The organism is Streptomyces sp. NPDC030995 (assembly GCF_055571215.1).
Genome location: NZ_JBVIFS010000019.1, coordinates 51,454 through 63,723, shown reverse-complemented (window position 1 = coordinate 63,723; position 12,270 = coordinate 51,454). Strand labels below are relative to the sequence as shown.

The following is a 12,270-nucleotide window of genomic DNA, read 5'->3' as shown; positions in this document are numbered from 1 at the left end:
GACGCGCCTGGGCGCTACGGCCCGGGTCAGAGGCGCGCGGCGCGCCCCAGCCGGCCCAGGTCCACGAACTTGAAGTCCGTGTTGGTACGGGCCTCCCCGTCGGGCCCGGTGACCTCGGGCGTGTTGGAGCCGTCCTGGACGACCAGCAGGCCGTTCGGGAACTTCGTACCCAGCGGTGCGCTCATGACGGCGGCGCCGTCGCACACCTCCGAGCCGTCGGGCGCGCCGGGCCCGGTGCCCGCGGCGATGCGGAAGCCGCGTACGTACGCGTTTCCGTGCTCGCGGTCGAAGACGGCGAAGGTGTCGTCGCCCTGGCTGGAGGCGAGCAGGTAGCCGCCGTGCCCGGGGTGCTCGGGGTCGCGCCAGATGGTGAGGCCCTCCACGTCGGCGGATACGTGCCGTCCGCCGAAGCCCGGGTCCGCGCCCGCTTCGCATTCCTCGGTCTGCGGGTTCCAGGTGCCGGGCACCCCGAAGGAGCGGACCTTCTCGATCAGGCGGGCCGGGGAGCGCAGGTCGGCGTCGAGCTTCCAGATGCCGACGTCCTCCTGCCCGGCGTAGAGGTCACCGGTGTCGGGGTCGACGACCATGCCCTCGACCTGGGGGAGCTCGCCCGGTTCGGCACACGGCGCCCACGTCTTGCCGTCGGGCAGCGTGAAGGAGGAGGGCAGCGAGGTGGTGCGGACCGTGCGGTAGCCGACCTTCCCCTGCCCGTTCGGCAGCAGCTCGGCCAGCGCGAGGGCGGTGGCGTGGCGCCGGCTGGTGACCGCGAACGAGCGGCCGCTGCGGCGGTCGGTGTACGCGGCCAGGCCGTACGCGGTCCGCTGGTCGTTGACCTCGTCCTGACCGGCCGAGAAGACCGGCGGGGCGGCCGCCTCGTCGGTGACGTCGACCAGGGGTGCGCCGCGCCGCTCGGGGTCGATCCGGTAGACGCGCAGCTGGTCCCGGCCACGGTCGGAGACCACGGCCACGTCGTGGCGGCCGTCGGGGAAGCGGAGGCCCGTGATCAGGTCGACGTTGTTGAAGCGTCCGGGCTTGTCGCCGTCCCTCGGCGGGGGCGGCGCCGGCAGGGACTGCACCTGGCGCCCGTCCAGGTCGTACACGCGCAGGCCGCCCTCCTTGGCCGTCGCGATCACCAGGCTGCGGTCGGGGTCCTTCGGGTTGCGCCAGATCGCCGGGTCGTCGGCGTTCGCGTTGCCGCCGGCCTCGTCGTCGAAGAGGGAAGGCGTCTCAACGGAGGCCGACACCTGGGGCAGCCGCGATGACCCGGCGCGGTCCACGCCGGCGTGCGCCGGTACGGCGATCACGCCCAGGACCACGACCGTCGCGGCGGCGATGACCGGCGTCCGCCTTCTTGAGATCACGCTCATCTTGTCTCCTCCTCACAGGGTTCCGACGTGGTCCCCCACCATGATCTACCCGTGAGTGGCCACCATGGAGCAGGCGTGACGTGGGCATGACCGCACGATGAAATCGCACAGCCGCCGCGCCCGGGCGGCCCACGTCAGGCCTAGCTGAGCCTGCACGTGCCCTCGAAGCCCGCGAGCTTCCCGGAGAAGCGGACGAGGCGACCCAGACCTCGCGGAACGACCCGGGTGCGCATGGTCACCACGGCATCGATGGCGACCCCGGCCGGGGCCCGCACCAGCAGCCGCAACTCCTCGTTGACGTGGAGGAACTCCCTGTCGGAAGCGTGGAAGTCCCAGTAGGCGGTGGTGAATCCGATGCCCGACGACGTGATGCGGGGGCAGTAGACCGTACGCCGCCTGAGCAGCTGCGGCGTCAGGTCCGCGCCCAGGGCGGCGCCGGCCGCGCTGAACCTGAGTCCCCCTCCGAGGCTGGTCTCGATCTCGATGGGCTCCTCGCCCTCCACCAGCGTGGGCGACATGTCGGCGATGGTGGCTCCCGGCGAGGGCGAGAGGTCGAGCACCAGGCGCGACCAGCGCACCGTGCACTCGGGGTGCGTCTGGACGACGCAGATCAGCGGGATGTCGTAGCCCTGGACAGCGGGATCTCCGGTGTCGACGGCCGTCACCTCGCCCCGGGCCAGTCCGATCCGGGTGTCGCGGCGCAGCAGGCTGACGGTCGCCTCGTCGAGGCTCTGATAGCCCCGGTCGGGCTCGTCCTCCTCGACGGCCGGGGTGATCAGGCCGAGCAGGTCGAAGCCCGGCGGCAGCTGCTCCGCCACTCCAGCCGCTCGAGCGGCTTCGGCGGTGTCGGCCATGTCGGCCGTGTCAGCGGTGTCCGGCATACGGTGCGTCCTTTCCTGTGGTGCGGGGGGCACGCCATTCGCCGAGCAGGCAGAAGCCTGCCCATCGGTCCAGCCGGTCTCCGCCGGGACGGTCGCGCGCCGCCAGCATCGCGGTGCGCAGGGCCTGGCCCGGCGGTTCGCCGGACAGGGTGAGGTCGTGGAAGTCGCCCATGATCGGGGCGGTCGTCGCATCGGGGACCCGCCACAGGCTCATGATCAGCGAGCGCACTCCCGCGAAGAGCAGGGCCCGGCTGAGGCCGAGCGTCTCGTCGGTGCGGCCGGTGCGGCCCAGGCCCGTCTCGCAGGCGGAGAGCACGGCCAGCCGCACGCCGTGCCAGTTCTGCCGGAGTACGTCGTGGCCGGTGAGCACGCCGTCGGCGAGGACCAGGCCCGAGGAGAGCGGATCGTCGCTCTGGAACGAGGCATGGCAGGCCGCGTGCAGGATCTCCGCGCCGGCCATCTCGTGCAGGACCCGCTCCCGGGTCGCCGCCTCGCCGATCAGGGGCGTGGACCCGAGGCGGGGGCCGAGCAGTTGTGCCTCGGCGCGGGCGTGCGGCAGGTCCCCACCGGGGTCGCCCAGCACGACGGCGCCCCGGCCGGCGACCGCCGTACGGTGGCCGAGCGTGCGGAGCAGGGAGACGCTGGGCAGGTAGCCGACGGGGTTGCGGTCCAGGAGGGTGGCGCCGCCGTCCGGTGACAGGGCGTGGAACGGCACGTTGTGCAGGGCTCCGGTCGGGCAGATCAGTACGGTGTCCCCGGGCGCGGTCAGCCCCTTCAGCGGAGCCACGAGCGGACCCAGCACCTGCTGGAAGAGGCCGGGCATGTCGATGGCCATCTCGCGTACCTGGCCCGCGCTGCCGAGGTTGTCCGCGATGAAGCGGTGCATCTGGTCGGCGTCCGCGTCGATGCCGGTGACGGCCAGCCCGGTGCGGGGGTCCAGGGTGAAGAGCACGGTGCGGCCGTCGCCGAGCTGTGCGTAGGAGGCCACCACGACCCGCTCGCCGGCGAGTTCGTCGAGGACGGCGCCGGGTGCGGTCACCGTGGAGCGGCGGATGGCGACGTACTCCTCGGCCGCCGGGCAGCGCTCGGCGATGGCGGTCCACACGGCTGAGAGCTTCTGTCCGATGTCGTGGTGCAGGGCCCAGTCGGTGCGCGGCGCCTGTGCGACGGCGGTCCGCTCGCGCAGCAGCGCGGCCTCCCTGGCGAGCAGTTCTCGCGGTGCGTCGGCGGGTGCGCGGAGTTCGGCCGTGCTCATGGCATCGAGCAGGGAACGTGCCCGCAGCCGTTCGGAGACCGTGAACGCCGCCTCCGTGCTGCCGTGCCCGTCGATCCGGTAGCGGGTGAGCAGCTCGTACGCGTCGGCGCGCTCGTCCTGGATGCTCCGCCTGAGCTTCGGGTCGGTCTGCAGGGCCCGCACCAGGTCGGCGAGGTCCACGCCGAGTTCGAGGACGGCCGTGGCGGTCTCCGGCTCGCCGGCCTCCCAGGCGGCTCGGGCCATCGGGCCGATGACCGGCCAGGCCCGTTCGGGGTGCTCGATGCGTACCGGTTCACCGGGCACTCGGCGCGGCCGCCACAGGAAGGGGTCGCCGTCCCGGCCGGGCACGCCGGACAGGTGCAGGACGTGTTCGTACGCTTCGAGGGGATCGCCCAGATCCGCGCGCTCGCCCAGGATCTCGGCGGTGACCATCCAGTCGGCCGACAGCCGGTCGGCGTTGCCCGCGTTGCACGCCCGGGCCTCGGCGATGTGCCGCAAGGCGGTGCGGTTCAGCCCCAGCTCGAAGAGGGCCTTCGCACGGGAATGGTGGACGAAGGCGAGGGTCTGCTTGACCGGTGACCACCCCGCGTCCCGCTCGGCGAGCGGCAGGGCCTGGTCCAGGAACCGGAAGGTGTCGTCGGCGTCACCTTGCCGCTGGCTCACCACGGACGCGTGGACCATCCGCAGGATCCGCTCCTGGTCGGAGCCCGGGACTCCCTCGCTCCATTCCTGTGCCCGCCCGCGGTAGCCTTCCGCGGCCTCCTCCTCGCCGCAGCGATCGGCGGCCTTGGCCAGCTCCTCGTACAGCCTGGCCCTGGGGTTCCCCTCCAGGGCTGCGCCGAGGATGCCTTCGAGCTGTCGTCCGACGCGCTCCCGTTCGACCCGGTCGGTCTCCAGCCATCCCTCGGCCTGTCGGAGGACCGCGAGGGCCTCCGTGTACCGGCCCACGTCCCCGAGGATGTCGGCCATGTGCTCCAGGGCGCTGGACACGAGCAGGGCCTTCCCCGCGGACTGATCGTCGTCCTCGGCCCACTGGCCCTGCAGGGACTCCGCGAGCTGCACCCGGCGCCGGGCCAGGAGCAGCGCCCTCCGGGTGTTCCCGGCCTTCGCGCTCCACTGCCAGGCCAGTGCCCACAGCCCCGCGTACGCGTCACCGAAGTGCTCCGGCAGCCACCTCTCCTGCCAGCGCGCGAACCCCTCGTCGTCCTCGATGCAGTCCAGCAGCTCCGGGATGGAGGGGTCCTTCTCCCGCATGGCCTCTTCGAGCTCCTGGGGGACCTGCGCCTGGATCCCCGAAGCCGACAACTGCTGGAACACCGGATCGCCTTGGGCTTCCTCCGGGGACGTCGCCGCGCCGTCGGTGCTCTTCTCCGGATCGCTCTCCGGCCTGTGCAGCACGGCGCGCAGCCGGCCGAGCGATCTGCGCACCATCGACGAGGATGCCGGGTGCGCCGAGAGGGGTGCCGACTCGCGTACGGGTACGGGCGCGGCCGAGGATTCGGGCTCGGGCGGGAGCGAGGCGAGTGCCTGCCTGGCTCCGCCGTAGCCGGGGTCCATGGCCAGTGCGCGCCGGTAGCAGGCGCGGGCCCGCTCCGGCTCGGCCTGCATGCGGAACGTGTCACCGAGGAACCGCCAGGCCATCGGTGTCTCTTCGGCTGCCAGGGACTCCTCGAAGTACGCGCGGGCGACGTACCGCTCCTGCCGCACGTAGTGCACGTCTCCCAGCCACAGCAGCGCCATCGCGCTGTCCGGGTCGAGCTCCAGTGCCCGCCGGTAGCAGGCGGTCGCCTCCGTCAGCTCGCGGCGCTGGAAATGCTCGTCCCCGCGCCGCAGGAGCTCGTCCACATCGGTGCGGGGCGACAGGGGCACCGGCGCGTCCAGCGCCACTCCGAGCAGTCGGGCGACCGCGGCCGCCATCGGAGGGTCCTCCTCGGCGAGCTTCCTGAGCTTCTCGGCTCCGTCCGGGCTGCCTTCGAAGAGCGCCGCGAGCAAGTGCGCCTCCATCTCGGGTGGCGGGAGCGATGCGGCGCCGGGATCGATGGTGAGGGTGCCGTCCTCGAACCGGGCCAGCAGCGGGGCCGGCGGCAGGGCGAATCCGCCGCGCATGTCCGTCGGCAAGATCTCGACGAAACCGTTGTCCCCGCGGATCCTGGCCAGGTGGGCGTCCCAGACCGCGGCTTCGGGGGAACCGAGCTCGCTCAGGATGATGGCGAGCAGGGTCAGCACCTCCTCGTCCTCGGGACCGGGCGGGTCGGCCACGCGGGCGCGGAGTATCGGCACGGCCCTCTCGCTCCTGCCGCTGTTCCGGTAGACGAGTGCGAGCCGCATGGCCGTGGGCTTGTCCTCGGGCCGGTCCGCGTGCAGCGGCTCGAGCACTTCGACCGCCAGCGCCGGCATGTCCAACTCGTAGTAGATCTCCCCCAGCGTCTCCTGGAAGACGGCCAGCCGCGGGTGACCGGCGAACACCTCGTCCAGTACGCGCGCCCGCTGCGCGGCCCCGCCGCTCTGCTCGGCCACGGCCCGCAGTAATCGGCTGAGCAGGGCCCGGAACAGTTCCTCCGCCTCGCCGTCGCGGTGCTCGCGCAGCCAGCCCTCCAGCAACGCGCGCGCCGTGGCGGGCTCCTCCGTCTCCCACCAACGGCCTGCGGCCTCACCTGCCGAGACCCTGGCCCTCAGCGCCCGCCACACCTCCTCGACGGCCGGGCCCCGTCCTCGGTCCCCCAGGGGTTCCAGCGCCCGGTCCACGGCGGCCGGAAGGCCGTACTCCTGCGGGTCGGTGTCCGCCGTGGCGAGCATCCCGAGCCGCCCCAGGGCCACGGCCAGCGGGTTTCCCGTGGCGGCGCCGAGATGTTCCGCCTGCGCGAACTGCCGGTGCGCCTCCTTACGGTCTCGCATGCGATCGGCCGCGACCCCTCGCAGGACATGCGCTTCCACCTGGATCCGTTCACCCAGATCCAGGTCCGAGCGGCCCCCGCTCGACGCCGCGACGCCCAGGCCGATGGCTGCCAGCACCTCCGCCATCGCGCGGGCCGTCTCCTCGTCGTGCCAGCCGATGCCCGCGTCGGCGGCGAGCGCGAACAGGTCCTCGGTCAGGGAGGCGTGGTCCACCGTCCCCGCGCTGCCGCAGGTGCGCAGCAGCTCCTCCGTGGGGAGCGAGCCGAGCCGACGGATCTGCTCCCCCGCCGCCACCGGGTCCCGCGACTGCGGCCGGGTGAACATGTCGGCCCTCAGCGAGCTCCAGAGCCTGAGCAGTGTCCAACCGAACATGACCGCCCCCCTGCGTCATGCGTGCCTGTGTGACCCGTACCGAACAGTACGTCGCCCCTCACCCCTCCAACGCCGCTTCTCACGGACTTGGTTCCCGCACGGGCGATCACGGGATGCCGGCCGGCCGACCGGCCGGCGCGGAGCCGCGGGGCCTTTCTTAGCGGAACGTTAGATCTGCGTGGCGGACCTTGTCCGGGTGCGACGGCGGACGCATGCTCTGGGCACTCATCAGGGACTTCCGTCTGGAGCCGCCATGTCCTCGTCCGCCGTCATGCCCGGATCGCCCGGATCGCCACCCGTGGACGAGCGCAAGAAGCGCCGTCTCGCACTCATCGGCGGGTCCCTGGGCAATCTCGTCGAATGGTACGACTGGTTCGTCTACGCCAGCTTCGCGATCTACTTCGCCGACTCCTTCTTCCCCGGCGACAACCCGACCACGCAGCTGATGAACACGGCGGGGATCTTCGCCGTCGGCTTCCTGATGCGCCCGGTCGGCGGGTGGATCCTCGGCCGCGCCGCCGACCGGCACGGGCGCAAGAGCGCGCTCACGCTCACCGTCACCATGATGTCGGTGGCCGCCCTGCTGATCGCGGTCGCCCCGACCTACGGACAAGCCGGCTACTTCGGCGCGCTGGTGCTGCTGCTGGCCCGTCTGCTCCAGGGGATGAGCATCGGCGGCGAGTACGCGGCCAGCGCCACCTACCTCACCGAGGCGTCGGCCCGCGATCGGCGCGGCCTGGGCTCGTCCTTCCAGTACGTGTCGATGACCTGCGGCCAGCTGCTCGGCCTGGGCATCCTGATCACGATGCAGCACACCCTCACCACGGCCCAGTTGGAGAGCTGGGGCTGGCGGATCCCGTTCGTCCTCGGGGCACTGTTCGCGGTGGTCGTCTTCTGGCTGCGGCGACGGCTCCAGGAGACCGACGCGTTCAAGGAGGAGTCGTCGGGCGGCGACGTGCACGACGACAGCACGCGCGGCACGCTGAAGGCCCTGTGGCAGTACCGGCGGCAGGCGGGCCTGGTCATGGCGCTCACCCTCGGCGGCACCGTGGCGTACTACACGTACACCACCTACCTCACCAAGTACCTGGTCGGCAGTGCGGGCATGGAGAAGACGACCGCCACTCTGGTCAGCTTCACCGCGCTGACCCTCTTCGCCGTGCTGCAGCCCTTCGCCGGGATGCTGTCCGACCGGATCGGCCGCCGTCCCCTGCTGATCACCTTCGCGGTGGGCTGCACCGTCGGCACGTACCCGATCATGACCGCCCTGGGCTCGGCGTCCTCGTACTGGTCCGCGCTGGGGCTGTCGCTGCTGGCCCTGGTGATCATCACCGGCTACACGTCGATCAACGCGGCGGTCAAGGCCGAGCTGTTCCCCACCCGGGTGCGCGCCCTGGGCGTGGCACTGCCGTACGCGATCGCCAACGCGCTCTTCGGCGGCACGGCGGAGTACGTGGCCCTGTGGTTCAAGAGCAGCGGCCACGAGAAGACGTTCTTCTGGTACGTCTCCGGGTGCGCGCTGATCTCCCTCGTGACGTATGTGCTGATGCCGGACACCCGCAACGCCGCACTCAGCCGCGCCGAGATGGAGGCCGGCGCGGATGCCGAGCAGGTCAAGGGACAGGACCGGCCGACGGCGGCTCGCGTAAACTGATGCGCCAGGTCGTCATCGGTCGCGAGCCGCGAGGAACTTCCCATGCACGCGCTTCTCGTCGAGGACGACGACCGCATGGCCCAGGCCCTCGGCACCGCCCTCGCCCAGCGCGGACACACCGTCCGCAGGGTCGGCCGCGCCCTGGACGCCCTGCGGCACGTGCGCGAGGCCGAGTTCGTCCTGCTCGACCTGGGCCTGCCCGACCTCGACGGACTGGAGCTGCTGCGGCGGCTGCGTACCGTCTGTGACGCGCCGCTGATCGTGGTGACCGCGCGCTGCGAGGAGCGCGACATCGTGCAGGGGCTGCGGGCGGGAGCCGACGACTATGTCGTCAAGCCCTTCCGGATGGCCGAGCTGATGGCCCGCATCGACACCGTACGCCGCCGCACGGGCGCGAACTCCGGCCGTTCGGGCGCCGGTTCTGCGGCCACGGGCGGCCCGCCGGTGCGCACCGGAGACGTCGAGGTCGACCTGGCGGGGCGGACCGTCACGGTGGCGGGCGCCGAAGTCAGGCTGACCCGGCGCGAGTTCGACGTCCTCGCGTTCCTCGCTGCCCGCCCGGACCAGGTGCATTCCCGTGAGGAGATCCTGGACCGGATCTGGGGGGACGCCTTCCTCGCCGCCTCCCGCTCACTGGACGTCCATGTGGCGGGCATCCGCGCCAAGACCGGCCGCTCCGGCCTGGTGCGCACCGTCCGCGGGTTCGGCTACCAGCTCGGCTGCCCAGCCGCCGGCCATGGGCTGGACGGCGAGCGATGAGACGCAGGCTGCTCGCCGTGCTGATGGTGCTCATGGGGGTCGCGGCGCTGCTGCTCTGCGTCCCCCTGGCCGATGCCTACGCGCGGGGACGCACCGAGCACCTGCTCCTCCAACGCCGCTCGGAGGCCGTTCGGTTCGCCGATCTCGCCGACCGCATGCGCACCGAGGCCGACCGGGCGGAACTGTCCGCCGAGATCGGCCGGTACGCCCAGCTGTACGGAGCCGGGGTGGTCGTGGTGGACACCGCGGGAACGACGCTCGCGCGGGCCGGAGCCGGGGCATCCGCGGAAGGCTCCGGGGACGCCCTCGGCCGCGCCCTCACCGGCCGCTCCACCGACCGGCTGCCCACCCTGCGCCCCTGGGGCCCGAGGACCGTCGTGCTCGCCGAGCCCGTGGGCCGGGACGAGCGGGTCAGCGGGGCGGTCCTGATGGCCGTGCCCACCGATGCCGCCCGCCGGGACGTGACGGTCCGCTGGTCGCTCATCGCCGCCGGGGCCCTCGCCGCCTTCGCGGCCGCCGCCCTGGTCGCGGCCGGGATCACGCGCTGGCTGATGCGCCCGGTCCTCGACCTGGACCGGGCGGTGGAACGACTGACCGCCGGCAGCCTCCAGGCACGGGCCGTCTCCGACACCGGCCCGCCTGAACTGCGCCATCTGCGGCAGCACTTCAACACCATGGCGCAGGCCCTGGCCGACTCCATCGTCCGCCAGCGGGACTTCGTCGCCGACGCCTCGCACCAGCTCCGCAATCCGCTGGCCACCCTGGTGCTCCAGTTGGAGAACGTCGAACCGCACATCGCGCCCGGGCCGGGCCGGACCGAGCACAGCCGCGCGCTGGACGAGGCCGAACGCCTGGAGGAGCTGCTCGACGGCCTGTTGGCCCTCGCGCGGGTGGAGTCCGGGACGGCCGAGCTGAGCGACCAGGACGTGTCGCGGGCGGTACGGGACCGGGTGAGGGCCTGGACTCCGGTCTTCCGCGGCGCGGGACTGGAACTTGACGCCGTCGGCCTCCCCGAGGACCTGCGGGCCCGCGCCCTGCCCGACGCGGCGGGCCGGATCCTGGACGCGCTCCTCGACAACGCCGTCAAGTTCGTGCCGCCCGAAGGCCGCGTCGAGGTGCGCGCCACGCGCGGGGCGGACGGCAGCACCGTCGTACGGGTCGCCGACGACGGCCCGGGAGTGCCGCAGGAGCAACGGGACTTGCTGCTCCGGCGTTTCGCGCGCTCGCCCGAGCACCAGAACGTCCGCGGCAGCGGACTGGGACTGGCCATCGCCGATGAGATCGCCCGCATCAGCGGCGGCCGGCTCGGCGTCAGCGGCAACACCCCGCACGGCCTGGTCTTCGAACTCCGGCTCCCGCCCTCGCCTTCACCCTCATGACGGCTCGACCACTCCGCCGTCCCGCCGTTGCGGGGCTCCCCCGTTCGCGGTTCAGCCGTACACCGACCGGTAGTACGCGACCGCGCCCGGGTGGAGCGGTATCGTGCCGGTCGAGATGGCGAACCGGGGCTCCAGCCGCGCCCCGGCAGTCACCTCCCGCAGCAGGTCCCGCCACCGGGCGAACACCACCTGGAGCAGCTCGCGTACGGCGCTCTCCGGCACGCCCTCACCTGCCAGGAGGTAGTTGCCGACCCCGAGGGTTCCCACCGGCTCCGCCAGCCCGTACACCCCGGCCGGAAGCGTCACCGCCGTGTAGACCGGGGCATGGCGCTCGCGCAGCGCGCCCACATAGCCGTCCAACGGCAGGAATCTCAGCGGCAGTTCGCGTGCCAGCTCCGACAGCGCGGGCGTGGGCACGCCCCCGGACCAGAACAGCGCGTCGACCGTGCCCTCGCGCAGCGCCCGCACCGAGGCGGCGAGACCCAGCCACCGCTCGTGCGCCGGCGAGGACCCGCCGTTGAGCCCGGCCGCCTCCAGGACCCGCTGCGCCACCACCTGCACCCCCGACCCGGAGGCACCGGCGGCGACCGGACGCCCGGCGAGATCCTGCACCGACCGCACCGGCCCGCCCGCCGGGACGACGAGGTGCGTGTAGTTCACGTAGACCCTGGCCAGCGCCGTGACGGCGGCCGGACGGGAGAACGACTCGCGCCCCAGTACCGCGTCCTCGGCCACGTCCGCCATGGCCAGCGCCAGCTCCACCGATCCCTCGTCCAGCTTGCGCAGGTTGTTCACGCTGGCCGCGGTGCTCACCGGCACGATCTCCAGCCCGCGGCCGCTCGCGGCGGCGGCCTGCGCCAGGGCCTTCCCGAACGCGTTGTACGGGCCTCCGTCCGGCCCCGTGGCGAGCCGCAGTCGCCGCACCGGACCGGGGCCCCCGGCGCATCCGGCCAAGGCCATCGCGCAGGCGCCGAGCCCGGCGCCCATCACACGTCGGCGGGTCAACTCTGCGCTGGTCACGACGCGAGCCTAGTGCTGTGACCGGAAAGGTTCACCGGGTCACGGCCCGTGGCAGAGTCATCCCCATGTTGACCTCGATACGCGGGCGGCGCGGGCACTTCGCCGCGACCGCTCTTCTCCTCGGCTGCACCATGGCCCTGACCGCATGCGGCACGAATCCCGGCGGGAACTCGGCGGCCGGTGACCCGAGCACACCCCCCGGCCTGCCTGCGAGTTCGAGCCCCAGTGCGGCCGGCGCCTCCCCTCATGTGGAGCCCGGAGCCGGCGACGGCGCCCCGCACTACAACGAGAACAACGCCCACCGCCGCTCCGGCGACATGTCCCCCGCCAGCGCCGAGGACGCACGGAAGGAAGCCGCTCGTATCGAGCCCGTGCTCAAGCGACTCTGGGAAGAGAAGAAGTGGGACCCCGGGACCGTGCGCACGGAACTGCTCGCACTCGGGTACGAGGAGGAGCGGTTCGGACCCAAGGGCGAGCGGCTCGGCGGGACGCTCAGCGTGCGGGGGATGGAGCCGCGCTTCCGGGACAACCAGTACGTGACGGCCGAGGGTGCACAGGTGGGCCTCCGCGTCCATGACGACGCGTGCGTCATGGCGTTCGTGCAGACCACGAACTACCAGGTGAGGGCGAAGGGCCCGTTCGCCGAATCCGGTTGTTTCGAGCCGCCCTTCGCCCACTGAGAGCCCGG

8 protein-coding genes are annotated in these 12,270 nt (G+C 72.7%); 4 read left to right on the top strand and 4 right to left on the bottom strand.

The features are described 5' to 3' along the window. Window positions 1-26: 26 nt before the first annotated feature. The 3 genes from ACZ45T_RS25850 to ACZ45T_RS25840 form a co-directional block, all read right to left on the bottom strand. Complete coding sequence (locus tag ACZ45T_RS25850) at window positions 27-1,367, bottom strand: phytase (protein ID WP_468445181.1); 1,341 nt, start codon at window positions 1,365-1,367, stop codon at window positions 27-29. A gap of 140 nt (window positions 1,368-1,507) precedes the next feature. Further along, window positions 1,508-2,248 carry a hypothetical protein gene (locus ACZ45T_RS25845; RefSeq protein ID WP_468445179.1) on the bottom strand — a complete coding sequence of 247 codons (741 nt, stop codon included), beginning with the start codon at window positions 2,246-2,248 and terminating at the stop codon, window positions 1,508-1,510. Further along, window positions 2,232-6,770 carry a CHAT domain-containing protein gene (locus tag ACZ45T_RS25840; protein WP_468445177.1) on the bottom strand — a complete coding sequence of 1,513 codons (4,539 nt, stop codon included), beginning with the start codon at window positions 6,768-6,770 and terminating at the stop codon, window positions 2,232-2,234. Before ACZ45T_RS25840 ends, ACZ45T_RS25845 begins: the two co-directional genes overlap by 17 nt. Window positions 6,771-7,023: 253 nt before the next feature. On the opposite strand from ACZ45T_RS25840, the gene ACZ45T_RS25835 reads away from it, so the two are divergent. The 3 genes from ACZ45T_RS25835 to ACZ45T_RS25825 are packed head-to-tail and all read left to right on the top strand — an operon-like array spanning window position 7,024 to window position 10,562. Continuing rightward, window positions 7,024-8,424, top strand: coding sequence for an MFS transporter (locus ACZ45T_RS25835; RefSeq protein ID WP_468445175.1), 1,401 nt, complete (start codon window positions 7,024-7,026; stop codon window positions 8,422-8,424). Between the two features lie 42 nt (window positions 8,425-8,466). Continuing rightward, on the top strand, window positions 8,467-9,183 hold the full coding sequence (locus ACZ45T_RS25830) for a response regulator transcription factor (protein ID WP_468445173.1): 717 nt from the start codon (window positions 8,467-8,469) through the stop codon (window positions 9,181-9,183). Next, the gene (locus tag ACZ45T_RS25825) at window positions 9,180-10,562 is read left to right on the top strand and encodes a HAMP domain-containing sensor histidine kinase (RefSeq protein ID WP_468445171.1); all 1,383 of its coding nucleotides are present in this window, start codon (window positions 9,180-9,182) and stop codon (window positions 10,560-10,562) included. The genes ACZ45T_RS25830 and ACZ45T_RS25825 overlap by 4 nt, the downstream gene beginning before the upstream one ends. Before the next feature lie 51 nt (window positions 10,563-10,613). On the opposite strand, the gene ACZ45T_RS25820 is transcribed toward ACZ45T_RS25825, so the two are convergent. Next, window positions 10,614-11,582, bottom strand: a complete 969-nt coding sequence (locus ACZ45T_RS25820; protein WP_468445169.1) for a TAXI family TRAP transporter solute-binding subunit — start codon at window positions 11,580-11,582, stop codon at window positions 10,614-10,616. 65 nt (window positions 11,583-11,647) lie between these two features. On the opposite strand from ACZ45T_RS25820, the gene ACZ45T_RS25815 reads away from it, so the two are divergent. Then, a complete protein-coding gene (locus tag ACZ45T_RS25815) occupies window positions 11,648-12,262 on the top strand; it encodes a hypothetical protein (RefSeq protein WP_468445167.1) in 615 nt (204 codons plus the stop codon). Window positions 12,263-12,270 lie beyond the last annotated feature (8 nt).

Excerpts from the sequence above, each read along its gene's own strand:
- ACZ45T_RS25850 (WP_468445181.1), bottom strand. The coding sequence starts at position 1,367 with ATGAGCGTGATCTCAAGAAGGCGGACGCCGGTCATCGCCGCCGCGACG.
- ACZ45T_RS25845 (WP_468445179.1), bottom strand. The coding sequence starts at position 2,248 with ATGCCGGACACCGCTGACACGGCCGACATGGCCGACACCGCCGAAGCC.
- ACZ45T_RS25840 (WP_468445177.1), bottom strand. The coding sequence starts at position 6,770 with ATGTTCGGTTGGACACTGCTCAGGCTCTGGAGCTCGCTGAGGGCCGAC.
- ACZ45T_RS25835 (WP_468445175.1), top strand. The coding sequence starts at position 7,024 with ATGTCCTCGTCCGCCGTCATGCCCGGATCGCCCGGATCGCCACCCGTG.
- ACZ45T_RS25830 (WP_468445173.1), top strand. The coding sequence starts at position 8,467 with ATGCACGCGCTTCTCGTCGAGGACGACGACCGCATGGCCCAGGCCCTC.
- ACZ45T_RS25825 (WP_468445171.1), top strand. The coding sequence starts at position 9,180 with ATGAGACGCAGGCTGCTCGCCGTGCTGATGGTGCTCATGGGGGTCGCG.
- ACZ45T_RS25815 (WP_468445167.1), top strand. The coding sequence starts at position 11,648 with ATGTTGACCTCGATACGCGGGCGGCGCGGGCACTTCGCCGCGACCGCT.